We start from the raw sequence: 26,922 nt of genomic DNA, 5'->3' as shown, positions 1-26,922 counted from the left end.
GCCGTACTGGTTTAAATTTAATCCACTATATTCCCCGCAAAGCGTATCAGCGCGGTAGCAAGGGAAGGATAGGGTTTATTTCTTCACAGCCAAGCTGACGGTAAAGATGCCGTCTTCGTCTATCCACTGATGGATTTTTTCAAAACCGGCTTTCTCGACCAACTGATCCATTTCCTGCTGGCTGCGGCGGCGCATCACCCAGTTCGGGCTGCCCGCTTTGTGGCTGGTCAGTGCGCGGGCAATCATTTCGAGCTGCGGATGCCACGGCTGGCCGGTGTAAATCAGGTAGCCGCCCGTTTCAATCGCATCGCCGAAGCCGTAGAGCGAGTTCAAAATCAAATCGTTGTCGGCAAACAATTCGTGCAGACCGGAAACGATGCCGAGCGTGGGACGGGGCTGTAAATCCTGATAGTTGGCACGGTCGTAGGCATTGACTTCGTCGAAGGTAAACGTGTCTTGCAGGCCGCGTTCGGCAATCAGCTTGCGGCCGGCTTCAACATTAATCGGACTGTAATCGCGCAGGCGCACGGAATCGGGCAACGTATCGGCAGTCAACGCATCGAGCACATAGCGTCCATGCCCCGAGGCAATATCGAGAACATGTACGGGTTTGCCCGCTTCGCGCAGTTTGGCAGAGGCCGTCTGAATCGCTTTGCCGATATTGACTTTGCGTTGGCGGATGCCGCGCCAGCCGATGGCGTTGAGATAGTGTTTGTCCACCGCCACACCAAAGGCATTGCTGCCCTGCGGTTGGTTGCGGTACACATAATCCAGCGTACTGCCGGAGTCATAGCCGGTTTCCTTGCCGATTTTCAAACCTTCGCTCCAACGTGCGCCAAGGTCGAGGGAGGCACGGTAAACTGCCCAAAATGCGCCGCGCGGCGAACAAATAGACAAAGGTGTTGCCAATTCGTCGGCTTCGCGGCGGCTTTCGCCGTGCAGGTGGGCTTGGGTCAAATCGACTTGATAGAAAGGCTGATTGAAACGTTCGCGGATAAAGCGGCGCATTTCGACAAACGCAATTTCGCGGTTTTGCTCGCCTAAGGTGTCGTGATAGAAGCCGGGCAGAATATGGCGTTCTTTGATGCGGCTACCCAAACGGTTGTAGAAATCGTGTTGCGGTTTGTGATGAACCACCCAGTCGCTGCCCGAAATCAAAAGCTGAACAGGCGTAGTAATTGCCTGCGCGTCGGCGACGACGCGTTCGGCAGCCTCATACAAACCGAGCAGGATGCGCACGGAAATGGCGCGGGCGATGAGCGGATCGTTGTCGTAGCTGATTTGACGTTCTTTGTTGTGCGTCAGGTAATGGGCTTTGACGTAGCTGTTGACAAAGAAATTACCGCGCCATTTCTGCATGACTTTCAGACCGGTGCGGGCAAAAGGAACGTAGAGTTTGACTTTGAATGCGGGCGATGCCAATACGGCGCAGCGGATTTTCGGTGCGTAGTCGTGCAGCCAAGTGGACACCAATACTGCACCGACGCTTTGCGCGATCACGCAGATGTTTTCGGGTTTGATGCCGTATTCGCTTTGGATGTGGCGGATAAAGTCATCCACGTCGGCAACGGAAGTGCCGATGCTTGGGCTGTCGCCGCGTTCGCCGGGGCTGTGTCCATGACCGCGCGCATCCCATGCGAAATAGGCAAAATCGTCGAAACCGAGTTCGTCGGCAACAAACATCATCCGGCCGGAATGTTCATGACCGCGATGGAACAGCACGATGGCTTTATCGGCCGAACCGTCGGCAGCGGGGCGGTAGCGGTAAAAAAGCGAAGTGCCGTCTTGGGTGGCGAAGTGTTTTTGCTGTTCCTGCATGGTGCTTCCAAGTAGTTATCAGTTTGCGAACGGTATCACGACATATCGGCTGTATGCAATAGAAGGGGGACACTGGTGCAGAGGCCGTCTGAAAAATTCGGCAGCGGGAAATCGGGTGCAAAAAAATGGTGTGGCGGTATTACTGCCACACCCAAACACACACACATCAAGAGGAAAGGAAAGAAAACTTGCCTGCCGCTATGGAGATTCGCAAATTTCACCGATTTTATCGGCCGATTACATAGAATCCCGTTGTCAAGCGGGGGCGATTATAAGCGAATCCTTTTCATTGGCTTTGATGCAGGTCAAGGTTGGATGCTTCGTGGGTTTTTTATTGAAGCGGTTGGTTTTTCCTTGTTCCGACTGAAGGCGGTTATTTTGACTACATGCAATTACATAAATTGTACTTTCAGGGTATGATGCGGCCCTTGCTGCAAACAAAGGTGTGGAAATTTCTTATGAGCCAGATCGGTAATCATGCATTTATGCAGAAATTTGTCGAGTTGCTAAATAGTGCGTCGCCTAAATTGGCGGTGGAATTGATTGCTCCGGATGCCGTTTTCAATTCGGTCATTACCGGCAGGGAGCATACGGGGCCGTCCGGATATTTGGAGATTTTGGCTGCTTTGAAAGCAGGCTTTCCCGATGTGCGCTGGGAATTGCAGGAGTTGGTTGGGGAAGGAAATGTGGTGGCCGCCCGTTTCAATATTGCGGGAACGCACCTGGGTGAGTTTCAGGGTATCAAGCCCGGCGGCAAGGAGGTAAGGATTTCTGCCATGAACCTTTACCGCCTGAAAAGCGGAAAGGTGGTTAAGGAGTTTAACCAGTTTGATAATTTGTCTTTGTTGTGGCAGATAGGCGTGTATCCGCCGATGGAATAATCGGATTGAACGGAAAGTTTGAAGGCCGTCTGAAAAAGTTTTCAGACGGCCTCAATGCAAATTTGAAAGCGGAAATAAAAAACTGCCTTAACGGCAGTATTTGTTTTTTGGTGCCCAGGAGAAGACTCGAACTTCCACACCCGTGAGGATACTAGCACCTGAAGCTAGCGCGTCTACCAATTCCGCCACCTGGGCAATATGAAATGAAAAGCAAAGTGTTTGATGGTGCCCAGGAGAAGACTCGAACTTCCACGCCCGTAAGGACACTAGCACCTGAAGCTAGCGCGTCTACCAATTCCGCCACCTGGGCTTTGCTTTAATAACCGTCTTGCGTTAAAGTAACGGAAAACAGAAGCGGGCATTATATATCCTCGCGAAAGAATGTCAATGATAAAAACGAGGTAAAAATGAAGAAAAAGGTTAAGGTATTAAGTTTGCGGGAAAAAGACCCGTTTTTAGCCCGCGAGCAGCAGCGTTATGAATTCCCTCTGCCCAGCCGCGAATGGGTGATTGAAATTTTGGAAGCAGAAGGTGTGCCGCTGAGTATCGCCGTGCTGGCGGAAAAGTTGTCTATCTGTGCGGATGAGTATGAATTTTTCGAACGCCGCCTGAAAGCCATGGCGCGCGACGGGCAGGTGTTGATCAACCGTCGCGGCGCAGTGTGTGTGGCGGAAAAGTTGGAGTTGGTGAAATGCCGTGTGGAGGCGCATAAAGACGGTTTCGGATTTGCCGTTCCGCTGGACAAGCAGCCCAAGCAGGCCGATTTTGTATTGTATGAGCGTCAGATGCGCGATTTGATGCATGGCGACATCGTTACCGTCCGTCCGGCAGGGGTGGACAGAAGGGGGCGGCGCGAAGGGCAGGTGCTGGACATTATCGAGCGCGCGCAAACCGATGTGGTCGGCCGTTTTTATATCGAGCGCGGCGTGGCGATTATGGAGCCGGAGGATAAGCGGCTGGTGCAGCCGATTTTGTTGGAACCGGATTCGGTTGCCGAATTGCAGCCGAAGTCCGGCCAGGTGGTGTCGGCGAAGATTGAAAGTTATCCGCACAATCATCAGCCTGCCGTGGCCAGGTTGTCGGAGGTTTTGGGCGATTATGCCGACAGCGGGATGGAAATCGAAATCGCCGTCCGCAAACACCGGCTGCCGCACGAATTTTCCGACGGCTGCCTTCGCGCTGCCGCCAAGATTCCGGAAAGCGTGCGCCCGTCGGACAGGAAGGGCAGGGAGGATTTGCGCGATTTGCCGCTGCTGACGATAGACGGCGAAACGGCACGCGATTTTGACGATGCCGTATTTGCCGAAAAAATCGGCCGCAATTACCGCCTTGTGGTGGCGATTGCCGATGTCAGCCATTATGTCCGGCCGGATGATGCGATAGACAAGGATGCCTATCAGCGAGCCACCAGCGTGTATTTCCCGCGCCGCGTGATTCCCATGCTGCCGGAGAGTTTGTCCAACGGCATTTGTTCGCTGAATCCTGATGTCGAACGCCTGTGCATGGTTTGCGACATGACCATTACTTATGCGGGCAATGTTAAAGAATACCGTTTTTATCCCGCCGTGATGCGCTCCCATGCGCGGCTGACCTATACCCAAGTATGGCAGTGGCTGGAAGGGGGCGGCGACTATCCGCATAAGGAACAGTTGGAAACCTTGCACAAGCTGTTCCATATCCTGCAAAACAAACGCCATAAACGCGGTGCGATGGAGTTTGAAACCGTCGAAACTCAGATGTTGTTTGACGATAAGGGCAAAATCGAACGGATAGTCCCCGTGGTGCGTAACGATGCGCACAAGCTGATTGAGGAATGTATGCTGGCGGCGAATGTCTGCGCGGCCGATTTCCTGCTGAAACACAAACACCACGGTTTGTTCCGCAATCACTTAGGCCCGACGCCGGAAAAACTGACTGCTTTGCGTGAACAGTTGGCACTGTTGGGATTGAGTTTGGGTGGCGGCGACAAGCCGATGCCCAAGCATTATGCCGAACTTGCGGACAAGATTGCCGACCGTCCCGACCGCGAGCTGATACAGACCATGTTGTTGCGCTCTATGCAGCAGGCCGTATACGAAGCGCGGAATGAAGGGCATTTCGGTCTGGCATACGAACATTACGCCCACTTTACCTCGCCCATCCGCCGTTATCCCGATTTGATGGTACACCGCGCGATTAAGGCGGTATTGGAGGGCGGAGCCTATGCGCCGCAGTCTTGGAACGAAGCGGGCGTTCATACTTCCGCATGCGAACGCCGTGCCGACGAGGCAAGCCGCGATGTCGAAAACTGGCTGAAAACCTACTATATGCGCGACAAAGTGGGCGAGGTGTTTGGCGGCAGAATCAGCGGCATGGCCAATTTCGGCCTCTTCGTTACTTTGGATGATATCTATATCGAAGGACTGGTACACATCAGCGATCTGGGCGAGGATTATTTCAACTACCGCCCCGAAGTGATGCGGATAGAAGGCGAACGCAGCGGCATACGTTTCGAGATGGGCGACCGTGTGATAGTCAAAGTGGCGCGTGCCGATTTGGATACCAGCAAAATCGATTTGACACTCATCAGCGGCGGCAGCAAAGGCCGCAAGCGCGCGGTGTCGGAACGGGCTGCCGAAAAGGAAAAACCGAAAAAGGCCGGCGGCAGGGGCAAGTCGGAACAGAGGCCGTCTGAAAAAGGAAAGAATATTGAAGGCGGAAAGAAAGCCGCACGTTCTTTGCGGACGGTAAACGGAAAAATCACGTTGGTGGCGGATAAGCAAAAGCAGGCCAAGGCAGAGAAAACAAGCCGGAAGGCCAAGCCGAAAGCCAAAAGCGAAAAGCGCGTACCGAAGAAAACGCGTAAATAAGCCGTAACCGTGAAGAGGCCGTCTGAAAGAATACTTTTCAGACGGCCTCTGATTATTTCCCGACGGCAAGCGCAAAGTCGCCACGGCAGATGAAGTGTACTGCCGCTATCGGACGGGTGGAAAGCGTGGGCAATTAAAAACCGATGCTGCCTTTGTATCTTTGCATCAAAGATTCGCCAATTTCTTGGGCTAGGGTGCGGTAATGATGCGGCGGAGCCGGTTTGCCTGCGTAAAAGCCGCAGCGGGAAGGGATGGCAGGGCGGATAGGCCGTCTGAAACTAGCCGTCGGCGTTTCCCGAAGAAGCCAACGGCTTAAATTGGCTGCGGAAAAAGAAAAAATCGTTTGGCCGGATAATCTCCACGGCATGTCCGTAAGACAGTTGGTCCAGCCGGATATAGGCATTTGTGAAGCACATCCGTTCGAATTCGTGCAAATCCGCAATGGCTTCCTCATACTGCCCGGCGGACATGGAAGACGCATGTTTCAAAGCTTCGATAAGGTGTCGGTAAAGCGGGTTGGCCTCCAATTCTTCCTGATAAAAGTCTTTGAAGGCGGTATAGGCGGCAGCATGGGTTTGATATGGCATGATGGTCAACACGCGGTATGGGATATGTTATCAGCTTATGTTGAATCGATACGGATTGCTATGGTTTTTCAGACGGCCTGCAATGTTTTTTTTGCCGCTTCCACGCCCCAATAAACAGCCTCTTCAAATACGGAATAACCGCTCAAATCGCTGTGGGCAAACAGCAGCGGTGAGTTGTGCCGCCGCAGTTGCAAAAGTTGGGGGCGGTTCAGGTAGCCGGGGTAGGGGATGCTCATGCCGTGGCCGCGTACGGTGAGGTCGATTTGTTCGACATACCGGAAAAAACGGCTGCCGTACGCCTGCAATAAATCGTGTGCGGCATACGGCAGCAGTTCTTCAGACGGCGCGTGCAGCAGCATCCGGCGCGATTCGCCTGCCTTTCTGCCGCCGAAAGCGGTGTAGGAGGTGAAAACGGCACGTTCGGGCTTGGCGGTGCGGATGAATTGGTTGGCGGCGGAAACGTAGCCCAGGTGCGGGCTGCCGTACACGACGTTGTCCCAGGCGGTTTCGCTGCGGCCGATTTCGGCGGGGAAACGGTTTATGACGAAATTGCCGACCAGCCAAGGCGCGTAGTCGGGCGTGTGCAGGCCGTAATATTCGGGGCGGGAAGTGATGCGGGCGGCCACCATCAGCGGCATGGCGCAGATGACGCGGTTGGCGAGGACGGATACGGTTTCGCCGCTGATATTGTGCCTCAACAAAACGTTTACGCCGTTTGGAAGCTCTTCGATTTTGACTGCGGAAACGTCGCAGGAAGCGGGTGAGTCGAAACGCCATTGCGGCTGTTCGGGCAGGCGGGGCAGTGTTTGCAGGCCGCTGCGGCGGCGCAGGGCTTCGGAGAGGTGAGCCAGCCCTTCCGGCCAGGTGAGGACGGTGTCGGCATGGTCGCCGCGCGCACAGAAATAGTGCAGCCCCGCAAAAGCGGATACTTCGGCGATGCCTGCGCCGTAGTCGTCGCGGCAGCAGTAGTCGAGATACCAGAGCAGTTCGGCGGAGCGGTAGTTTTGACGTTGCAGCCATTGGGCGAAAGTCAATGTGTCGAGCCGCCGCCATTCTTCGTCTTGCGAGGAGAGGTCTATCGGGATGGCGAAGATTTTGCACCCGTCGCGACCGTAGGCGGTTTTCAGACGGCCTGTGAGGGCGAAGAAACGTTTGCCGTCGGCATCCTGCGGGGCGAGATGGTCGCGCCAGCCGCCTTGGTACAGCAGCCTTTCCTGCGGAGCGTAAACCAAATCGGTTTCGTTGAAGCGGCCGTCTGCCATGATGCCCAAATCGTGCAGCATTTCGCGGACGTAAACGCTTTCTTCGGAAGGCAGGGCGAGGTAGTGCGCGCCGGACGGGGCGGCGAGGCTTTGGTGGCGGTAGGCGGCGTTGTTGCCGTTGCGTTCGAAGCCTTCGGCCAGCAGGATGTCGCGCCGACCGTGTTTGGCCAGATACCACAGCGCGCTCAAACCGGCCGCGCCGCCGCCCAGAATCAGGATGTCGCAGCGGTGTTCGGATTTTGCCTGCGGCGGCAGGGCATTGTCGCGCAGGGCATGGCCGAGCGGCAGGCCGACGCGGTTTACATGGATAGGCGGCAGGGCATTGAAGCCGCGCCACAGTTGCCATGAGGCGGCGGACGCGGCGGCAAGTGCGGCGGAGCTGTAGAGGAATTGGCGGCGGGTCAGCGGCATGGCGGATGGGGTATCGGAACGGGTAAAAAAACTGCCCCGGCAGGGCAGTGTTCAGCGGTATCGGCGAGGGCTTAGAACCACTCTTTTTTACCGATGACGTAAGTTTACTCAAACTCTTCGGGCGTGCATTTCAGATATTTGACGATGTCGATGATGCAGAAAACGAAGATGATGACGAGGCGGGCTGATTAAGATAATAAGAAAACCACCCCAAATGGTCATCAGCAGGTAAACCTGCCTTTGAGTATAGCAAAAGATACCGCCCATTTCACAAGAATTATCATTCAAGGCAGTTCGGAGGCCGTCTGAAAGCATGGGTTCGGGCAAAAGGCGGGTTTTCAGACGGCCTGATGCATTTTGAGGCATCAATTCCCTTATAATCGCGCTTTTTTGCCTGATTCCGCCATGTCCGACCTCTTCGCCTCCGCCGCCTTATCCGTTTCCGAACTCAACCGCCTGGCCAAAAACCTGTTGGAAGACAATCTGGCCGGGCTGTGGATTGCGGGCGAGGTTTCCAACCTGACCCGCGCCGCCAGCGGGCATTATTATTTTTCGCTGAAAGACAGCCACGCCCAAGTGCGCTGCGCGATGTTTAAAGGCACGGCGCAACGGTTTCCCGCCTTGAAGGAGGGCGACCATATCGAAGTGTGCGGCCGCATCGGCATCTATGAGGCGCGGGGCGAATTTCAGATTACGGTATCCGAAGTGCGGCTGAAGGGTTTGGGGCGGCTTTACGAGGCATACGAAAGGCTGAAGGCCGTATTGCAGGCCGAGGGGCTGTTTGCCGCCGAACGCAAACGTCCGCTGCCCGAACGGCCCGAACGCATCGGCGTGGTAACCAGTTTGGCCGCCGCCGCGCTGCGCGACGTGGTTTCCACCCTGAAGCGGCGCGCACCCGAAATACCCGTCATCGTGTATCCCGCAACCGTGCAGGGAGCGGACAGCGCGGCACAGATTGCCCGTGCGGTTCAGACGGCCTCCGAACGGGCGGAGTGTGATGTACTGATTGTGTGCCGCGGCGGGGGCAGCATCGAAGACTTATGGTCGTTCAACGAAGAGCCGGTTGTGCGCGCAATAGCCGCCTGCCGCATTCCCGTCGTCAGCGGCGTGGGGCACGAAACCGATTTCACGCTGGCTGATTTTGCCGCCGACGTGCGCGCGCCGACACCCACAGGCGCGGCTGAACTCGTCAGCCCGAACCGTGCCGAATCGCTGCAATCCCTGCGGCAGGCGGAAGGCCGTCTGAAAGAAGCCCTGCGGCAGCGTTATTACGATGCCAGCCAAAAGATAGACTGGCTGTCGCGGCAAATCCGCCATCCGCGCCAAAAGCTCGACGCGCAGCGCGTGCAGGCCGAAACGCTGTCGCGGCAGTTGCGCCACGCGCTGCAAACTGTCTGCCGCTTCCAAAGGCAGAATGTGGCGCGGCAAAGCGAGCTTCTGCGGCATTTGCGGCCGGACACGCGGCAGGCGGATGCGCGGTTGGCGCAGTTGCAGGCGGATTTGGCGCGCGGCAGGCGGCGGATAATGGCCGATAAGGCGCAACTGCTGGAAAAACAGGCCGGCCTGTTGCAGGCCGTGTCGCCGCAGCATATTTTGGCGCGCGGTTTTTCGGTGGTGAAAAACAGCCGCGGGCAAGTGATACGCGATGCCGCCCTGTTGAAGCAAGGGCAAAAGCTGCACATTACCTTTTTTGAAGGAGAGGCCGATGTTCGGGTAACGGGCGAACAGGCGCAGCCGGATTTGTTTGATTTTTCGTGAATGGTGCCGAACGGCAGACGAGGCCGTCTGAAAAAAGCGTTGCCCGCACAGGCAGACGGTTTTCAGACGGCCTCGAAATGTGAAAAAGCCTGCATCGCGTGCAGGCTTTCTTTTATTTCAAACCAAGTAGGCCAAGCGGCTAATCAACGCGGCTGAAAATCAGCGTGGCATTGGTGCCGCCGAAGCCGAAGCTGTTGGACATCACGGCGTCGAGCTTCATCTCGCGGTTTTCGCGCAGAATCGGCAGGCCTTCTGCTTGTTCGTCCAAGTTTCGGATGTTCGCGCTGGCGCAGGCAAAATCGTTCTGCATCATCAGAATCGAGTAAATCGCTTCGTTCGAACCTGCCGCGCCGAGGGCGTGGCCGGAAAGCGATTTGGTGGAGCTGATGAGCGGGATTTCTTGTCCGGCGAACACTTCGCGGATGGCACCCAGTTCTTTGGTGTCGCCGACCGGCGTGGAAGTGCCGTGGGCGTTGATGTAATCGACTTTGCCGCCGTGCTGCGCCAGTGCCATCTGCATACAGCGCACCGCGCCTTCGCCGGAAGGCTGCACCATGTCGTAACCGTCGGAAGTCGCTCCATAGCCGGTCAGTTCGCACAGGATGTTCGCACCGCGCGCTTTGGCGTGTTCATACTCTTCCATCACCAGAATGCTGCCGCCGCCGGAAATCACGAAGCCGTCGCGGTCGGCATCGTAGGCGCGGCTGGCCTGTTCGGGCGCATCATTGTATTTGCTCGATAACGCACCCATCGCGTCGAACAGGGAACTCATCTGCCAAGATACTTCTTCGCCGCCGCCGGCAAACACGATGTCTTGTTTGCCAAGCTGAATCAGTTCGGCGGCGTGGCCGATGCAGTGGGCGGAAGTGGAGCAGGCGGAGCTGATGGAGTAGTTTACGCCTTTGATTTTAAACGGGGTGGCCAAGCAGGCGGCCACGGTGGAGGCCATGGTTTTGGTTACGCCGTAGGGGCCGATGCGCTTCACGCCGCTGGCACGCAGGGTATCGGCGGCTTCCACTTGCGAGGCAGAAGACGCGCCGCCGCTGCCGGTTACGATGCCGGTGCGGATGTTGGAAACCTGCTCTTCAGAGAGGCCGGCGTTGGCGATGGCTTCTTTCATGGCGATGTAGGCATAGGCCGCCGCGTCGCCCATAAAGCGCAGGATTTTGCGGTCAATGTGTTCTTTGGTGTCGATTTTGATGTTGCCCGCCACGTTTGAACGCAGCCCCATTTCGCGGTAGCTTTCGTCAAAGGAAATGCCGGATTTCAGATTTTTCAGCGATTCGAGCACTTCGCGGCAGTTGTTGCCCAGGCTGGATACGATACCGATACCGGTTACGACTACTCGTTTCATAGTGGATACTCCTTAATGGCGGCCGTCTGAACGCTTTTTTCAGACGGCCTTTTGCCTTTGCAAATGGTTAGAAGTCGTCGGTAGATGTGAACAGGCCGACGCGCAGGCCGTTGCCTTCATAGATTTTGCGGCCGTCCACGCTCATTTCGGCGTCGGCGATGCCCAGCACCAGTTTGCTGTTCATCACGCGTTTGATGTGGATGTGGTAGGTGATTTTTTTGTGCTTCGGCAATACTTGGCCGCTGAATTTCACTTCGGCGCAGCCCAATGCGCGGCCGCGTCCCGGCGCGCCCGTCCAGCCCAGATAGAAGCCCACTAATTGCCACATGGCGTCCAAGCCCAGGCAGCCGGGCATGACGGGGTCGCCCTCGAAATGGCAGCCGAAGAACCACAAGTCGGGGTTGATGTCCAATTCGGCGACGATTTCGCCTTTGCCGTATTTGCCGCCGGTGCTGTTGATGTCGAGGATGCGGTCTATCATCAGCATGTTGGGCAGCGGCAGTTGGGCATTGCCCGCGCCGAAAAGTTCGCCGCGCCCGCAGGCTAAGAGTTCTTCTTTGGTGTAGCTGTTTTGCTGAACGAATGGGGTGGTCATGGTTGTCCTTTGATAAATCCTGATATGATCAGTCGGGGTTGAGTTTAGAGACTAAACTCTAAAAACGGGTGCATTCTATTTCAGTCGGCAGAATCCCGCAATGCCAAGGGGGCGGCCGGCAATATTTTCCGGAACGGGACGGGCTATGGGTTGCATCAAGCCTTTGTTTTGTAGGAATGAAGTTAAAGGAAAGGCCGTCTGAAAAGTTTCAGACGGCCTTTTTATCTTCGGGCGGCATGGAGGCCGTCTGAAAATTATTTGAAGAAGTCGCCGATGCCGCCGGGCAGGCCTTGGGTGAATTTGCCCATGGTGGACGAGGTGAGGTCTTCGGCGGCTTCGTGGGCGGCGTTTACCGCAGCCAATACCAAATCTTCCAGCATTTCTTTGTCTTCGGCCGCTTCGGCAATCAGGTCGGGGCTGATGCTGATGCTTTTGATTTCGTGGTTGCAGGTCATGACGACTTTGACCAGGCCGTTGCCCGCTTCGCCGTTTACTTCGGTAACGGCCAGCTCGGCTTGGGCTTTTTTCATATTTTCCTGCATTTTTTGGGCTTGCTGCATGAGGCCGCCCAGTCCTGCTTTTCCAAACATGGTTTTATGCTCCTGTGTGTTGGGGTTCAAGATAAAGGGTTGTCCGCTGCGGGTGGGCGGCGGACGGGAAATCAGTTTTCGAGGTTTTCAGCCAGTTGCAGGCTTTCCGCTTCCCAGCCCGCCGCTTCGAGTCCGGCCATCAGGCGGCGGCAGGCGGGGTCGTTTTCCAGCCGGCCTCGTGCTTCCTCGCGGCCTTCGTGTTGCAGGCGGATGCGGCGCATGGCCGGGGTTTCCCAGCCCGCGCCGTCCTGCCAGGCTTGGGTTTGGATGCTCAGGCCGGGTCGGTTGTAGGCATCGGCCAGCGTTTGGCTGATTTTGTCGAAATATTCTTTGGTGGTGGTGGTCTGGCTGTTGCCGTTGAGGGCGAACAGGATGCGGTTGGCGGCGGTGTCGTCTTCCGTCCAGGCCATGTGGTCGGCCAGCATTTGCGCGGCACCCAGCCGTTTGCCGAGGCGTTTGATGACGGTATGCCAGTTGGCGGCGTTCAGTTCGGGCAGGGGGGCGAAGTCGTCCGCGTTTTCGCCCTCGTCTTCGCCTTCTTCATGTCCGGTCTCTCCTGTTTCCATGCCTTCGCCCTGCGGCAGGGGTGGGAGGATGTCGTCGCCGTAGTAAGCGTATTCGTCGGCGGGCGGGATGTCGTCGAAGGGCGCGCTTTCTTCCAGCTGCCAGGCTACGGGACTGGCGGGCAGGGTGTGTTCGGACGGCCTGTCGTCTTCTGACGGGTGGAGGCCGTCTGAAAGGCGGGTTTGCGGTGCGTTTGCGGCGGGTTCCTGCCACGGCGGTGTATCGTCGTCGCTTGTGGCGGTTGTTGCCGTTTGGTCGGACGTTTGTTCAGACGGCCTGTCTTCTTCTAATGGGTGGAGGCTGTCTGAAAGTTGGGTTTGCGGCATGTTTACGGCGGACTCTTGCCACGGCGGGGTGTCGTCGTCGCTTGTGGCGGTTGCCGTTTGGTCGGGTGCAGTGTCGGGGGAGGCCGTCTGAAAGGCAGGCAGGTTTTCAGACGGCGTTTGCTTTGCGGGTGCTGCGGACGGGGTATGCAGCCCGCTGCCGTCGATTTGCGCGCCGGTGTGCTGCGGCGGGGCGGCCAAGGGTGCGAAGGCCAGCATGCGCAGGAGGGTCATGACGAAGCCTGCGTATTCGTCGGGGGCGAGGCCGAGGTCTTGTTTGCCGTGGATGGCGCATTGGTAGTAGAGCTGGATTTGTTCGCCGCCCAGTTGTGCCGCCAGGTGTTTGAGGGCGGGATATTCGGGGTCGTCGGCGGGTACGGCGGCGGGTACGGTTTGCAGCAGGGCGATGCGTTGCAGCAGGAGGGCGAGTTCGCTCAGGGCGTTGTCGAAGCCGACGGCGCGTTCGGCCATTTCCCGCGCCTGGTTCATCAGGGCCGCGCCGTTTTGGCCGGCGATGCTTTGCAGCAGTTCGTAGAGGTAGCGTTTGTCCACCGCGCCTATCATTTGGCGCACGTCTTGTTCGGCCACTTTGCCCGACCCCATGGCGATGGCTTGGTCGAGCAGGCTGAGTGCGTCGCGCATGGAACCTGCGGCGGCGCGGCCGAGCAGGGCGAGGGCGGGGGGTTCGTAGGGGATTTGTTCGCTGTCGAGGACGTGTGCGAGGTGGTCGGCCACTTGTTGGGTGGTCATGTTGTGCAGGACGAATTGCAGGCAGCGGCTGAGTACGGTAACGGGGACTTTGTGCGGGTCGGTAGTGGCGAGGATGAATTTGACGTGCTCGGGCGGCTCTTCCAGGGTTTTGAGCATGGCGTTGAACGCGCTTTTGGAGAGCATGTGCACTTCGTCGATGATGTAGACTTTGTATTTGCCGGCGGTCGGGGCGTATTGGGCGTTTTCGAGTACTTCGCGGATGTTGTCGATGCCGGTGTTGGAGGCGGCGTCGATTTCGAGCAGATCGACGAAGCGGCCGGTGTCGATGTCGCGGCAGGATTGGCATTGGCCGCAGGGTTCGCCTTCTTTGGGGTGCTCGCAGTTGAGGCTTTTGGCGAGGATGCGGGCGATGGTGGTTTTGCCCACGCCGCGCGTGCCGGTGAGCAGGTAGGCGTGGTGCAGGCGGCCTTTTTCCAGGGCGTTGCGCAGGGCTTTGACGACGTGTTCCTGTCCGACGAGGTCGGCGAAGGTTTTCGGCCGCCATTTGCGGGCGAGTACTTGGTATGCCATAAAAAATCTCCGAGGCCGTCTGAAAAGGCATTCCGTGCTTTTCAGACGGCCTCTCCGGTATGGATGGGGCGGCGGGGCGGTTTAGCCGACGCGGTAAAATGCCAGGCTGCCCATGAGGTTGGGCAGGGTTTCGATTCGTTTGCCGGCGGTCATGACGGCGCGTTCGAGGACGCAGATGTTGTTTTTCGCGCACAGTGCGTCGAAATCGTGCAGAGTGCACCAGTGGATGTTGGGGGTGTTGTACCACTGGTAGGGCATGCGTTCGCTGACGGGCATGTGGCCGCCGAGCGCGATTTGCAGGCGGTTGCGCCAGTAGCCGAAGTTGGGGAAGGAGACGACGGCTTGTTTGGCGACGCGGGTCAGGTCGCGCAGGATGTTTTCGGTGTTCTGCATCGCCTGTATGGTTTGGCTCAAGATGATGATGTCGAAGCTGTCGTCGTCGAAATCCTGCAGGCCTTGTTCCAAGTCGGCCTGTATGACGTTGATGCCGTTGGCGATGGAAGCCAGCACGCCTTCGGTGTCGATTTCCACGCCGTAGCCGGTGCATTGTTTTTCACGAACCAGTGCGGACAGCAGTTCGCCGCGGCCGCAGCCGAGGTCGAGTACGCGGCTGCCCGCCGGTATCCAGTCGTAAATCAGCCGTAAGTCGTCGCGCAGTTCGTTCATGCCTGCAACTCCTTGTAAACGTTGTCCATATATGCGGCCACGGCGGCGATATAGGGGCGGTCGGTCATCAGGAAGGCATCGTGGCCGTGATTGGATTCGACCTCGATGTATTGTACGTCGCGCCCAGCTTTGACGAGGTGTTTGACCAGTGCGCGCGAGCGTGCGGGGGCGAAACGCCAGTCGGTGGTGAAGCTGGCGACGAAGAATTTGGCCTTGGTTTGCCGCAGTGCCGCAACGAGGTCGTTGCCGAAGGCGGCGGCGGGGCTGAAGTAGTCCAGCACTTTGGTCATCCGCAGGTAGGTGTTGGCATCGAAGCGTTCGGCAAATTTGTCTCCCTGATAGCGCAGGTAGGATTCGATTTCGAACTCCACGCCGTAGCCGTAGCGTATGCCGTCGTGCAGGCTGCGGCCGAATTTCCTGCCCAGGCCTTCTTCGGCCAGGTAGGTGATGTGCCCCATCATGCGGGCGATGCGCAGCCCGCGGCGCGGGATGGTGTTGAAGCGGCGGTAGTGGCCTTCGTGGAAGTCGGGGTCGGTGATGATGGCCTGGCGGGCAACGTCGTTGAAGGCGATGTTTTGCGCCGACAGGCGGGTGGCGGAGGCAATCACCAGCGCGTGCCGCACGCGGTCGGGGTAGTCTATCGCCCATTGCAGTGCCTGCATGCCGCCCAGGCTGCCGCCGATGACGGCCGCCCATTGGCGGATGCCGAAGCGGTCGGCCAGCAGGGCTTGGCTGCTGATCCAGTCTTTTACGGTAACGACGGGGAAGTCCGCGCCGTATTCCTGTCCGTTTTCGGGGTTGGTGCTCAACGGGCCGGTGCTGCCGGCGCAGCCGCCCAGGTTGTTGAGCCCGATAACGAAGAAGCGGTTGGTGTCCACGGGTTTGCTGGGGCCGACCATGCTGTCCCACCAGCCGGGGTATTTGTCGTCGGGGTGGTGGCGGCCGGCGATGTGGTGGTCGCCGGAGAGGGCGTGGCAGACCAATACGGCGTTGGATTTGTCGGCGTTGAGTGTGCCGTAGGTTTCCACCATTAAATCGAAGCGCGGCAGGGTTTGGCCGTTTTGCAGGACAAGCGGCTGTTCGAACGGGATTTTTTCGGGCGTTACCAGCCCTATGCTGTCGGCGGCGGTCATAACGTGTGCGCGGGAGAGGGAAAAGGCCGTATTATAACGGCTTTTGTTTTTGCATGGCTGTTTCAGACGGCCTTTCTTGCCGGATGCATGTTTCTTTTTTATTGAAGTTCTTTTTGTTTGCCGCCCTGGCCGCTTTGGCGGTTGTGCGGCTGTTGCCGGACGGTTACCGGCAGGCGGTGCACAGGGCGGCGAAAACCGCGGCTTGGGTTTGCGTTTCGGTGTCGCTGCTGTTGGCGGCGTTGCGCTATTGGTTGGCCGTCTGAAAACATTCGGGCAGCCGCCGTTGGAATGAACGGCGGGCTGCCCGGATGTTTTCGCAATCTTTTCAGACGGCCTGTCAGTTTATTTCACCCGTTTGGCGCGGCGGAAAAATTCGTCGGGCGCGGTGGTGCTGCGCAGGGCGTTGTTTTTGTCGAGCTGGATGAAGGATTCCACGCCGTCGCTGCAACTGAGTGCCACGTCGATGCGCAGGTATTTTTTATTGGGGCGGATGGTTTTCAGCACTGCGTTCATTTCGCTGCCGTATGCTTTATTGTCCGAGTCTTCGATTTCGATGCTTTCGCGGATGCTTTTGGCCAGTTCTTTGCCGCTTATCCAAGAGCTTTCATGCACATAACCTTTGCTTTTTTGGCCGCACTCGGCGGATACATGGGCAAATTCTTTAAAGCCGTTTTTGTTGATGACGAAGTTTCCGCCGTCTGCATCGTGCCAGGTGCCGAAGCTTTGCGGATGCGGATTGACGTCGGCGGCTTGCGCGGTGGCAACGGCCAGGCTTAACAGCAGGGGGATGGTTTTCAAAAATTTCATGATATTACTTTCTTTCGGTTGAGGTGGAAGGGTAAAACGGGCCGCGTTTTCAGACGGCCTGTTGCTGTCGGCGTGCAGGCGGTTACAGCAGCCAGCCGCCGTCGTAGTGGCTGAGGAATTCGGCAAATTCACTTTGCGCGCGGCGGATTTGGGCGTGGTCCTGCGATTCCAGGATGCGTTCGAATATCATGATGCGGTGGCCGATGATCTGCCGTTGGTCGCCGAGGTGTTCTTCATACAGGCGTTTGCCTTTTTCCAGCAGGTAAACATTTTCCTGTTGGTCGCGCGGGTGGATTTTCAGTGCGGCCAGTTTTTTCAGCGAGGCTTGGATTTCCTCTTCGGAAAGGTTTACGCTGTTGTGGCGGAAGGTTTGGTTGGCGGAGATGTCGAACTCGCTGTTGCGGACATCCACGTCCAGCAGGCCGTTGATGTCGTAGCTGAACCGGACATCGATATACACTTCGCCTTCGGGGCGCGGGGGGATTTTGACGGTCAGGCGGCCGAGTTCGAGGTTGTCTTTGGCGGCAACCGATTCGCCCTGCAAGACGCGCAGTTCGATTTCGGTCTGGTTGTCCGATGCCGTGCTGTAGCGTTCTTCGCGCGATACGGGTACCGGCATGTTGCGTTCGATAATCGGGCTGAAAATGCCGTAGGCGCGTTCGCCGTTGCCCAGGTCGGTGCTGGTTTCGATGCCGAGCGAGAAGGGCATGACGTCGGTTAAAACGACTTCGTCCACGCTTTCGTCGCGCGCGATTAAGGCCGCCTGAACCGCCGCCCCGCGCGCGATGGCTTCGTCGGGATTGACGGAAACGTTGGCGATGCGGCGGAACAGTTGGGCGATGGTTTGGCGGATGAGCGGCATGCGTGTGGCACCGCCGACCAGGATGATGCTGTCGATTTGGTCGGGGTGCAGCCTGGCATCGCGCAGGGCGCGTTCGAGCGGCTGGCGCAGGCGGGTCAGCAGGGGCTTGGCGGCTTCGTAAAATTCGTTGCGGGTAATGACGGCGGAAACGATGCGGCCGCCGACATTAACCGAGATTTCGGCCTGCATTTCTTCGCCCAGTTTCCGTTTTGCGGTTTCCAGCGCCTGCCACAGTTCGCTGCTGTCGCTCAGTTTGGCGCGTTCGGCATCGCTCAGTTCTTTGCATTGGCGCAGGAAGCATTGGCGCAATATCTGTACGAAGTCTTCGCCGCCCAAATGGTTGTCGCCCGCACTGGCGGATACTTGCACCACGCCGTCGAAATAGTCCAAAACGGATACGTCGAACGTGCCGCCGCCCAAGTCGTAAATCAGGAAACGGGTGTCGTCGGGCTTTTCCTGCAGTCCGTAGGCCAGTCCGGCGGCGGTCGGTTCGTTCAGCAGGCGCAGGACGTTCAGCCCGGCCATTTGCGCCGCATTGCGCGTAGCCTGCCGTTGGATGGCGTTGAAATAGGCCGGCACGGTGATGACGGCTTCATCCACGGCTTCGCCCAAAAACGCTTCCGCGTCTTCCTTCAGGCTGCGCAGCAGGAGGGCGGACAGTTCTTCGGCGCGGAAGGTTTTGTTGCCGAGCTTGAAGGTTTTGTCCGTGCCCATAAAGCGTTTGAAGGCCGATGCGGTGGACTGGGGCGCGGTGCGCAGGCGTTCGCGTGCGGCGAGGCCGACCAGGATTTTCCCGTCGTCGCCTATGCTGACGACGGAGGGGGTCAGGAAATGGCCGAGCCGGTTGGGAATCAGGCGGGTTTCGCCGTTGATGAATTGGGCAATCAGGCTGTTGGTGGTGCCCAAGTCGATGCCGATTTGTGCTGTCATGGATGGCTGCCGGAGAAAAAACGCCATTTTAAATGCGGACAGGCCGTCTGAAAACGTTGTTTCGGGCTGCGGCGGGAAATTTTTGCGTTCCGCCGCATACGGATTCATGGTGATGCCGATATGTGAAACGGGGGTTTCTGTTTGGAAACCCCCGTTTTATGTCGGATAAGTGTGGCGAAAAATTGTTTTCAGACGGCCTCAAGCCTGTTTTTCCAATTCCGCCGCGGCCTGTTGCGCCCAAGCCATCGTTTCGGCAAAGGCGGGGCGGGCGGTGTGGCGGTCGATATAGGCGGAGAAGACCGGTTCGTCTGCAGTGAAAACCGGGGGTATGCCGCGCTTCGGTATGGTGCGGATAAAGTGGATCAGCAGGCCGGTGAAATATACGTCGAGTGCGGAAAAGCGGTCGCCGACGATAAAGTCGTGTTTGGACAGATGGTCGCGCAGGGTGGCGAAGGCAGTGTCGAAATCGCCGTAGCCTGTGTCTTTGCGCCGCTGATCGCTGTCCGGTACACGGTGGATTTTGTCGAATCCGGCGTATTCGAGGTGGATGGAGAAACACAGCCAGCGGTAGAACTCGCCGCGTGCCAACGAATCGGCGGCCGGAATCAGATGTTTGTCGGGAAACTGCTCGGCTAGAAAGGTGATGATGGCGGCGGTTTCGGTCAGCACGGTGCCGTCTGCTTTGAGTGCGGGAACTTTGCCCATCGGGTTGACTGCCAGATAGTCGGCGGATTTCATGGCTTCGCCGAACGGAATCAGTTTGACGTCGTATTTCGCGCCGCATTCTTTCAGCATCCAGACTACGTTGGTGCCGCGGGAATAAGGATGGGTGTAGAGCGTGAAACGGTGCATGGTGTTTCTCCTGCGGGGTTGAAAAGACCCATGATACAGGCAGGGCGCGTCAATTTTTGTCAGCAGGCTTTTTCAGACGGCCTGTTTTGATGTTTCGTTTTTCGTCATTTCCGCGCAGGCGGGAATGGAGGCCTGCCCGTACGGAAACCTGCCGAGAAAAAAAGTTTCCTAAATTCCATATCCTGGATTCCCGCCTGCGCGGGAATGACGGGATGCAATCAATAGCCGCATCAAAGATGAAGCAAGCCGGCTATGACGGAACCACGGCGGTCGAAAATCAATACAAGCTACGGTTTTTCAGATTTTCAGACGGCCTGTTACGGCTTTGAGGCCGTCTGAAAAATAGGTTTCTAAATCTCAAACACCGACAAATCCAAATCTTCCTGCCGCTGCCATTCGCGCAGCAGCACCATGCGCGGAACGGGGAAGGTGTCGCCGATGCTCAGGTTTGACATGCGGTCGGTGCGGAAGTGGCGGAAATCCCGCCGCTTTTCGCACCATGCCGCCAGCAGGCAGGCGTCGGGAAAATAGCCGACCGCCAACGGTCGGACGCTGCGGCGGGTAGGGCGGCCTTGGGCATCGGTATAGTCGAACGAAAGGACGCGGTTGCCGCGCAGGGCAGTACGGATGGCGGACAGCGTTTCGCTTTCCTGCGGCGTAAACGGACGGGTTTGGCACGGGCGGGGATAAAGTGCCTGCGTGTTGAGGTGTTCCCTTAAATGGCCGGGCAGCACGGCATCGATTTTCGCCAGCACAGATTTGGCGTCAGCGGCCAGACCGTCGTCTCCGTTCGCGGCCACCCAGCGCATTCCGAATACCAGCGCTTCGATTTCTGGTTTGTCGAACATCAGCGGCGGCAGCCCAAAATCGGTATGCAATACGAAGCCCAGCCCGGCCTCGCCGCGAATGTCGGCGCCTTGTGCGCATAATTGGGCAATGTCGCGGTACACCGTGCGCGTGCTCACCGATAACTGCTGCGCCAGCGTTTCGGCGGTAACGGGACCGTGCCGGCGGCGGAGCAGGTCGAGCAGGGTAAGGAGTCGTCGGCTGCGGGGCATGATGAGGCCGTCTGAACGGATAAGGAAAACGGCGGCATGATAAGCCTTTGCCTGTTCGGACGGAAGGGCGGGGCGGCTTTATTTGTGCAGGCCGCATTCCTTGCTGTCTTTGCTTTCCCACCACCAGCGTCCGGCGCGGATGTCTTCATCCCATTTCACCGGACGGGTGCAGGGTTCGCAGCCTATGCTGGGGTAGCCTTGGTTGTAGAGGGCGTTTAACGGCAGGTCGGCGGTTTGCGCATAGGCCCAAACGTCGTCGTCCTGCCAGTCGAAAATCGGGTTGAATTTGGCGATGCCGCGGGCGTGGTCGGTTTCCTCAAACGGCAGGTCTCCGCGCGTAACCGATTGGCTGCGCCGCTGGCCGGTCAGCCAGGCGGGGGCGGCGGCGAGGGCGCGGTTGAGCGGCTCGACTTTTCGGATGTGGCAGCATTGTTTGCGCAATTCTATGCTTTCGTACATCGCGCCCGCGCCGTATTCGGCGACGAAGCGTGCGGCCTCTTCGGGCTGCGGATGAAAGACGGTGAAGCGGATGCGCGGGTAGCGGCGGCGGACTTGCGCGATCAGTGCCCGCGTTTCGGCGTTGAGGCAGCCGGTATCGAGGGTGATGACGGCAATCGGCAGGTCGGCGGCGGCGATTCGGTGGGTGACGATCATGTCTTCCGCCGCCAGGCTGGAGGCGAAAACGGCTTGGGGGAAGCGTTGCGCGATTTGTTCGAGGCGTTGGTCGAGCAGGCGGATTTTTTCGGGCAATCGGGCCGGTGCGGTTTGGTCGGGCGGCGGCATTTGCCAAAATTTCGGTTTCATGGCGGCGGTATTATTGTTTTCGGGATAGCAGCCATTGTCCCGCCGATTGCGCTGCCGACGAAGGAACGGTTTTTTATTTGCTTATAACGGGGAGGCCGTCTGAAAGGTCGGCCAATCGTGTTTCGCCGGCCGGGGTGATGAATGGTGCTTCGGTTTGAACATAGGTTTTGCCACATTGCGGCTTTGGCAGGGAAACCTGCCGCAACGGCCGCCGTGTTTTGGGTTGGCACGGAAGGCGGTTGTGTGATGTTTCTGTTGTACGTTTATGAGTTTGGCCAGATAGGCTGATTGCTGTTGCGAAATCGGTCGGAAGATGCGGACATTCGGCGGGAGGTTCAGTTCCGCCTATCGGCGGTTGGTCGGCATGGTTTTTCGGATGCGGTATTTTTCAGACGGCCTTTGAGGCCGTCTGAAAGGTTCGGGTATCCGTCTAACTGATTTTCGCGATTCGGCGATGGAGGCATGAAGTTATATCCGCCGTTTGGGTGGGGAAAAGTTTTCAGACGGCCTCAGAGGCCGTCTGAAAACTTTTCCGGCTTTACAACAACACTTGTTCCACGCCGCCGTTTTTCGCTTTTTGCACGAAATCGTCCTGCCAGGTTTCGCCCAAGATGCCGCGCGCCATTTCGATGACGATGTAGTCGGCTTTGATGTTGTTGTCTTCTTCGTAGCGGCTCAAACCCTGCATACAGGCCGGGCAGGTGGTGATGATTTTCACCTGTTCGGCAGGCGGGAGCTGCGCCAGGTTTTTCTCGATTTCTTCCTGTTTGCGGAATTTCACCTGGCTGGCGATGTCGGGGCGTTTGGTGGCGAACATGCCCGATTCGCCGCAGCAGCGGTCGCTCAATACCACGTCTTTGCCCAAGAGTTCGCCCGCCAGTTTGGTCGGGTTCATGGTTTTTATCGGCGTGTGGCAGGGGTCGTGGTACAGGTATTGCGTGCCCTGTATGCCTTGCAGTTTCACGCCTTTTTCCAGCAAAAATTCGTGGATGTCGATGATGCGGCAGCCGGGGAAAATTTCTTCGAAGCGGTATTCGGCCAGCGCGTCGTAACAGGTTCCGCAGGAGACGACGACGGTTTTGATGTCGAGATAATTCAGGGTGTTGGCCATGCGGTGGAACAGGACGCGGTTGTCGGTAACCATTTTGTCCGCTTTGTCGGCATCGCCGTGGGCGTTTTGCGGGTAACCGCAGCACAGGTAGCCGGGCGGCAGCACGGTTTGCACGCCGACGTGCCACAGCATGGCCTGCGTGGCCAGCCCGACTTGGGAGAACAGGCGTTCCGAGCCGCAGCCGGGGAAGTAGAACACGGCTTCGGTATCTTCCGGCAGTTCGGGGTTGCGGATGATGGGGATGTGTTTGTCGCCTTCGATGCCGAGCATGGCGCGGGCGGTTTGCAGCGGCACATGGCGCGGCAGCGGACGGTTCACAAAGTGGATGACTTGTTCTTTGACGGACGGTTTGCCGACCGTGGTTTTCGGCGCGTTTTTCAGGCTGTCTGCGCCCAAATGCAGTTTTTTCGCCAAATCGTAGCCCATGGTCTGCATTTTGAAGCCCGCCTGAACCACGCCTTTGCGCATCAGGTTGATGGCGCGCGGGTCTTTGGCGTTCAAAAAGGCCAGTCCGGCGGATACGGCGGGGTTGAAGTGGCGTTTGCCCGCCTTTCTCAACAGGTTGCGGATGGCCACGGTAACGTCGCCGAAGTCGATATTGACGGGGCAGGGTTTGACGCAGCGGTGGCACACGGTGCAGTGGTCGGCCACGTCGTTGAGCTCGTCGAAGTGTTTCAGCGATACGCCGCGGCGGGTTTGCTCTTCGTACAGGAAGGCTTCGGTCAAAAGCCCCACGCCGAGGATTTTGTTGCGTGGGCTGTACAGCAGGTTGGCGCGCGGAACATGGGTGGAGCAGACGGGTTTGCATTTGCCGCAGCGCAGGCAGTCTTTTACCGATTCGGTAATTTTGCCCAAATCGGACTGTTCCATAATCAGCGATTCCGCGCCCAACAGTTCGAAAGACGGGGTGTAGGCGTGGCGCAAATCCGAGCCTTTCATCAGCTTGCGGCGGTTGAAGCGGCCGTGCGGATCGACTTTGGCCTTGTAGTCCCAGAAGGGCTGCATTTCTTCGTCCGACAGGAATTCGAGTTTGGTGATGCCGATGCCGTGTTCGCCCGAAATTACGCCGTTTAAGCTGCGGGCGATGTTCATAATCCGCGCTACGGCCTTATGCGCGGTTTGCAGCATTTCGTAGTCGTCGGAATTGACGGGGATGTTGGTGTGGACGTTGCCGTCGCCGGCGTGCATATGCAGGGCGACGAAAACACGCCCGCGCACGGTTTTGGCGTGGATTTTGCCCAAGCCTTCAATGATTTTAGTGTCGGTTTTGCCGCTGAAGATTTCGGCGAGCGGCTTCATTACGTCGGATTTCACCGACACGCGCAGGCGGAAATCACGGAAGGCGGTGAAACAGCTTTCGTCATCTTTGGCTTCGGGTGCGGCCTGGACGGCTGCGCCGTAGCGGGCTTTGTAGTCGGCAAGCGGCGTGTCGAGATGGGCGAGCAACCAGTCCCAACGCTCCTTAACGGCGGAAACGTGGGCAAGGGCGTGTTTGCCGCGTTCGCCCAAAAGTTCGGCGGTCGGCAGGTCCGTGCCCATTTTGTCGATGGGGAGTTTGCCCGACAGATATTGCTCCAATGCGGCGCAGAGTTTGAGTTTGTTTTGGATGGAAAGCTCGATGTTGATGCGTTCGATGCCGTCTGAATACTCGCCCAGCCGCTCCAGCGGAATCACCACGTCTTCGTTGATTTTAAAGGCGTTGGTGTGCTTGGCGATGGCGGCGGTGCGGCTGCGGTCGAGCCAGAAGGTTTTGCGCGCTTCAGGCGACACGGCGATAAAGCCTTCGCCGTCGCGGGCACGGGCAAGTTCGCAGATGTGTTCGGCGGCTGCCTCTACTGCGGCTTCGTCGTCTGAAACGACATCCGCCAGCAAGACCATTTTCGGCCGCCCCTTGCCTGCCGCTTTGGTGGCGTAACCGACGGCGCGGACATAACGCCAGTCCAAATGTTCCAAACCCGCCAGCCGAACGCTGTCGTGGGCGAGCAGGAAATCGCGGATTTCAACGATAGAAGGCGTGGCGGTGGCGACCGTACCGAAAAACTCCATACACACGGTGCGCGTGTATTTCGGCATTTTGTGCAACACGAAGGCGACGCTGGTGATGATGCCGTCCGTGCCTTCTTTTTGCACGCCGGGTAGGCCGCTCAAGAATTTGTCGGTAACGTCTTTGCCCAAACCGACTTTGCGGAATTTGTGGCCGGGGATTTCCAAGCGTTCGGTTTTAACGATATTGAGGCCGTCTGAATCCAGCGTGTGAACGTCGAACACGGCGGTTTCTTCGTCGTGGATTTTGCCGAAATTGTGGCGCACGCGCTCGATGCACAGCCATTCGCCCTGCGGGTTGACCATCTGCCAGTAGGCAAGGTTGTCCAACGCCGTCCCCCACAACACGGCTTTTTTGCCGCCCGCGTTCATCGCCACATTGCCGCCCACACAGGACGCGTCGGCAGAAGTCGGATCGACGGCGAACACCAAACCCGCCTGATGCGCGGTTTCTTCCACCCGCCGCGTTACCACGCCCGCGCCGCAATGGATAATCGGATGTTTGCCGTCTAAACCCGCCAGTTCGACAAATTCGACACCGCGATGCTTGTCCAGCTTTTCCGTATTGATGACCGCGCTCATGGCATCCAAAGGCACGGCGCCGCCGGTATAACCCGTGCCGCCGCCGCGCGGGATAATCGTCAAATCCAACTCAATCAGCGCGCGCACCAAGGGCGCGATTTCGGCTTCCGTGTCGGGATTGACGACGACAAAAGGATATTCGACGCGCCAGTCGGTCGCATCGGTAACGTGCGTTACCCGCGCCAGCCCGTCAAACATAATATTATGTTTTTTCGTATGTTTGGACAGCTTGGCCAAAATCTGCGCCCGCTTTTTGCGCGTGGCTTCGAAGCTGCCGTCGAAGGCGGACACGGCGTTTTCCGCCGCCTGCAAAAGCTCGCCCACCTGCGGGTCGTCGTCGCGCCGCTTTTGGATTTCGTTCAAACGGTGGCGCATTTCGCGCACCAGGGCTTCGCGGCGGTGGGTGTGTTCGAGCAGGTCGTCCACCAGATAAGGATTGCGTACCACCGCCCAAATATCGCCCAACACTTCGAACAGCATCCGCGCCGAACGCCCAGTTTTGCGCCGTCCGCGTAAATTTTCCAGCGTCTGCCAAGCCTTTTCGCCCAACAGTCGGCCGACGATTTCTCGGTCGGAATAAGAAGTGTAGTTGTAGGGGATTTCGCGGATGCGTTGTTGCGTGGCAGTCGTCATGGTTTGGTGTCCGTGTTGCGGCATTTGCCGTCGTTTTGTTATTGAGGCCGTCTGAAAGCCCGGCCGGATTTGTGATGGTTTGTAATGTAATGTAACTTCAATGTTATTTCAAGTCTAAACTGTGGACAATCCGCTTGTTTGCAATGAGGGCGGACGAAAGCGGGGCGGGGAAAATACCGCTTGGTGTTTTGCCGCAATACGGTTATAATCCGCGCCTTCTTATGGCGGGTCTCCCCGCATGGTGAGTTGGAGCAACGGGTCAGGGGCGGAAGCCAGCAGCCCACTCTGATAAGTCAGTGCCGGGGGTTAGGCTCGCCGCCCCATTTAAAAACACCGAACACGGAAGTGTTCGGTGTTTTGTTTTTGCGGCCGTCTGAAAAGTTTCAGACGGCCTTTTAACGCTCGGTTGGGAAACCTTGACCCGCATTCGGCCGTGTCTTGACGCTCCGGTTAGGCTTGCGGTTTGCAGATTCATCAATCCGAACCGTATTTAAGTTTTCAGACGGCCTCTGCTTGCCTGAAACCGTCAAGCTGCAAAATGGTCGTATACGTCATCGATTTTTGCACAGGCGCGTTGGACTGCGGCTTCCCAGTCGCCTGCCGTACCTTCGGCGTAAACGGTATCCACGGAAGCGAAGCCCAAGAAACCGCCAAGCAATGTTTTCAAATAACTTGAAGCAAAATCCATTTGCGCCATCGGACCTTCGCTATAAACGCTGCCGCTGGCCTGCAACAGCAGCACTTTATGCTCGCCCATCAAACCCTTGGGCGCACCGTCTTCGCCGTAGCGGAAGGTTTCGCCGGGCATAACCAGATTGTCCAGCCAGTTTTTCAGGAGGGCGGGAATGGCGAAGTTATACATAGGGTAGGCGATAACGAGACGGCGGGCGGATTTGACTTGGTTCACGATCGACATCAGCCGAGCTTTCAGTGCAGCCTGTTCTTCGTTCGGTTGTTGCCCTTGAAACAGGGTAACGGTAAACATTTCCAGCGCTGCTTTATCCAAAGGCTGAATATCAGCTTCTGCCAAATTGACCGTTTGCACGCTGCCTGCAGGCAGTTTGGTCAACAGGTGGGCGACCATGCGGTTGGTGGCGGAAGCAGTAGAATGTGGATCAGGATGTGCATTGATAACCAGAGACCTTTGCAAAATTCCTTTTCCTCAGCA

General features: G+C 57.6%; 21 protein-coding genes, 2 tRNA genes and 1 other RNA gene. 6 read left to right on the top strand and 18 right to left on the bottom strand.

The window, feature by feature from the left end:
- Positions 1–75: 75 nt before the first annotated feature.
- A complete protein-coding gene (locus HMPREF3107_RS04275; RefSeq protein WP_070453865.1) occupies positions 76–1,818 on the bottom strand; it encodes a bifunctional alpha/beta hydrolase/class I SAM-dependent methyltransferase in 1,743 nt (580 codons plus the stop codon).
- A gap of 386 nt (positions 1,819–2,204) precedes the next feature.
- Here HMPREF3107_RS04275 and HMPREF3107_RS04270 point away from each other — a divergent pair, with 386 nt between their 5' ends.
- Complete coding sequence (locus HMPREF3107_RS04270; protein WP_246828588.1) at positions 2,205–2,699, top strand: ester cyclase; 495 nt, start codon at positions 2,205–2,207, stop codon at positions 2,697–2,699.
- A gap of 108 nt (positions 2,700–2,807) precedes the next feature.
- Here the strand turns inward: HMPREF3107_RS04270 and HMPREF3107_RS04265 are convergent.
- Both HMPREF3107_RS04265 and HMPREF3107_RS04260 read right to left on the bottom strand, forming a co-directional pair.
- Positions 2,808–2,894: transfer RNA gene (locus HMPREF3107_RS04265), tRNA-Leu, on the bottom strand.
- Positions 2,895–2,922: 28 nt separating this feature from the next.
- Positions 2,923–3,009: transfer RNA gene (locus HMPREF3107_RS04260), tRNA-Leu, on the bottom strand.
- Between the two features lie 97 nt (positions 3,010–3,106).
- Here HMPREF3107_RS04260 and rnr point away from each other — a divergent pair.
- Positions 3,107–5,548, top strand: coding sequence for a ribonuclease R (gene rnr / locus HMPREF3107_RS04255; protein WP_070453863.1), 2,442 nt, complete (start codon positions 3,107–3,109; stop codon positions 5,546–5,548).
- A gap of 278 nt (positions 5,549–5,826) precedes the next feature.
- Here rnr and HMPREF3107_RS04250 read toward each other — a convergent pair whose 3' ends face one another.
- Both HMPREF3107_RS04250 and HMPREF3107_RS04245 read right to left on the bottom strand, forming a co-directional pair.
- Positions 5,827–6,135, bottom strand: coding sequence for a hypothetical protein (locus tag HMPREF3107_RS04250; RefSeq protein WP_070453862.1), 309 nt, complete (start codon positions 6,133–6,135; stop codon positions 5,827–5,829).
- Positions 6,136–6,203: 68 nt separating this feature from the next.
- Positions 6,204–7,808 (bottom strand): NAD(P)-binding protein, encoded by a 1,605-nt coding sequence (locus HMPREF3107_RS04245; RefSeq protein WP_070453860.1) that lies wholly within the window; start codon positions 7,806–7,808, stop codon positions 6,204–6,206.
- Between the two features lie 47 nt (positions 7,809–7,855).
- Here HMPREF3107_RS04245 and HMPREF3107_RS12070 point away from each other — a divergent pair, with 47 nt between their 5' ends.
- On the top strand, positions 7,856–7,996 hold the full coding sequence (locus tag HMPREF3107_RS12070) for a hypothetical protein (protein WP_168160513.1): 141 nt from the start codon (positions 7,856–7,858) through the stop codon (positions 7,994–7,996).
- A gap of 217 nt (positions 7,997–8,213) precedes the next feature.
- A complete protein-coding gene (gene xseA / locus HMPREF3107_RS04240; protein ID WP_070453858.1) occupies positions 8,214–9,566 on the top strand; it encodes an exodeoxyribonuclease VII large subunit in 1,353 nt (450 codons plus the stop codon).
- A gap of 139 nt (positions 9,567–9,705) precedes the next feature.
- Here xseA and fabB read toward each other — a convergent pair whose 3' ends face one another.
- The 6 genes from fabB to HMPREF3107_RS04210 form a co-directional block, all read right to left on the bottom strand.
- On the bottom strand, positions 9,706–10,920 hold the full coding sequence (gene fabB, locus HMPREF3107_RS04235; RefSeq protein WP_070453856.1) for a beta-ketoacyl-ACP synthase I: 1,215 nt from the start codon (positions 10,918–10,920) through the stop codon (positions 9,706–9,708).
- Positions 10,921–10,987: 67 nt separating this feature from the next.
- The gene (gene fabA, locus HMPREF3107_RS04230; protein ID WP_070453854.1) at positions 10,988–11,515 is read right to left on the bottom strand and encodes a 3-hydroxyacyl-[acyl-carrier-protein] dehydratase FabA; all 528 of its coding nucleotides are present in this window, start codon (positions 11,513–11,515) and stop codon (positions 10,988–10,990) included.
- Between the two features lie 254 nt (positions 11,516–11,769).
- Positions 11,770–12,105 carry a YbaB/EbfC family nucleoid-associated protein gene (locus HMPREF3107_RS04225; protein ID WP_070453852.1) on the bottom strand — a complete coding sequence of 112 codons (336 nt, stop codon included), beginning with the start codon at positions 12,103–12,105 and terminating at the stop codon, positions 11,770–11,772.
- Positions 12,106–12,176: 71 nt separating this feature from the next.
- Positions 12,177–14,273, bottom strand: coding sequence for a DNA polymerase III subunit gamma/tau (gene dnaX / locus HMPREF3107_RS04220; protein ID WP_070453850.1), 2,097 nt, complete (start codon positions 14,271–14,273; stop codon positions 12,177–12,179).
- 81 nt (positions 14,274–14,354) lie between these two features.
- Complete coding sequence (metW, locus tag HMPREF3107_RS04215; RefSeq protein WP_070453848.1) at positions 14,355–14,939, bottom strand: methionine biosynthesis protein MetW; 585 nt, start codon at positions 14,937–14,939, stop codon at positions 14,355–14,357.
- Entirely contained in the window at positions 14,936–16,072 is a 1,137-nt protein-coding gene (locus HMPREF3107_RS04210; RefSeq protein ID WP_070453846.1) for a homoserine O-succinyltransferase MetX, read from the bottom strand. The genes metW and HMPREF3107_RS04210 overlap by 4 nt, the downstream gene beginning before the upstream one ends.
- A gap of 113 nt (positions 16,073–16,185) precedes the next feature.
- On the opposite strand from HMPREF3107_RS04210, the gene HMPREF3107_RS04205 reads away from it, so the two are divergent.
- Entirely contained in the window at positions 16,186–16,335 is a 150-nt protein-coding gene (locus HMPREF3107_RS04205; RefSeq protein ID WP_168160512.1) for a protein MIGRI, read from the top strand.
- A 79-nt stretch (positions 16,336–16,414) separates the two neighbouring features.
- Here HMPREF3107_RS04205 and HMPREF3107_RS04200 read toward each other — a convergent pair whose 3' ends face one another.
- The 6 genes from HMPREF3107_RS04200 to HMPREF3107_RS04170 all read right to left on the bottom strand — a co-directional run bounded on the left by HMPREF3107_RS04200 (position 16,415) and on the right by HMPREF3107_RS04170 (position 25,754).
- Positions 16,415–16,879 (bottom strand): hypothetical protein, encoded by a 465-nt coding sequence (locus HMPREF3107_RS04200; protein WP_070453843.1) that lies wholly within the window; start codon positions 16,877–16,879, stop codon positions 16,415–16,417.
- Between the two features lie 82 nt (positions 16,880–16,961).
- Complete coding sequence (locus HMPREF3107_RS04195; protein ID WP_070453892.1) at positions 16,962–18,671, bottom strand: molecular chaperone HscC; 1,710 nt, start codon at positions 18,669–18,671, stop codon at positions 16,962–16,964.
- A 198-nt stretch (positions 18,672–18,869) separates the two neighbouring features.
- Positions 18,870–19,523 (bottom strand): glutathione S-transferase family protein, encoded by a 654-nt coding sequence (locus tag HMPREF3107_RS04190; RefSeq protein WP_070453841.1) that lies wholly within the window; start codon positions 19,521–19,523, stop codon positions 18,870–18,872.
- 350 nt (positions 19,524–19,873) lie between these two features.
- On the bottom strand, positions 19,874–20,581 hold the full coding sequence (locus HMPREF3107_RS04180; protein WP_070453835.1) for a helix-turn-helix transcriptional regulator: 708 nt from the start codon (positions 20,579–20,581) through the stop codon (positions 19,874–19,876).
- Positions 20,582–20,659: 78 nt separating this feature from the next.
- A complete protein-coding gene (locus tag HMPREF3107_RS04175; protein ID WP_070453833.1) occupies positions 20,660–21,385 on the bottom strand; it encodes a phosphoadenylyl-sulfate reductase in 726 nt (241 codons plus the stop codon).
- Between the two features lie 538 nt (positions 21,386–21,923).
- Positions 21,924–25,754, bottom strand: a complete 3,831-nt coding sequence (locus HMPREF3107_RS04170) for a DUF3683 domain-containing protein (protein WP_070453890.1) — start codon at positions 25,752–25,754, stop codon at positions 21,924–21,926.
- 223 nt (positions 25,755–25,977) lie between these two features.
- Here HMPREF3107_RS04170 and ffs point away from each other — a divergent pair.
- Positions 25,978–26,074, top strand: an RNA gene (gene ffs, locus HMPREF3107_RS04165) — signal recognition particle sRNA small type.
- A gap of 206 nt (positions 26,075–26,280) precedes the next feature.
- On the opposite strand, the gene HMPREF3107_RS04160 is transcribed toward ffs, so the two are convergent.
- Positions 26,281–26,904, bottom strand: a complete 624-nt coding sequence (locus HMPREF3107_RS04160) for an FMN-dependent NADH-azoreductase (protein ID WP_070453830.1) — start codon at positions 26,902–26,904, stop codon at positions 26,281–26,283.
- Positions 26,905–26,922 lie beyond the last annotated feature (18 nt).

The organism is Neisseria sp. HMSC31F04 (assembly GCF_001807735.1).
GTDB lineage: Bacteria > Pseudomonadota > Gammaproteobacteria > Burkholderiales > Neisseriaceae > Neisseria > Neisseria elongata.
Note: the sequence above shows the minus strand (reverse complement) of the source record. Positions and strands in the feature narration are given on the sequence as shown.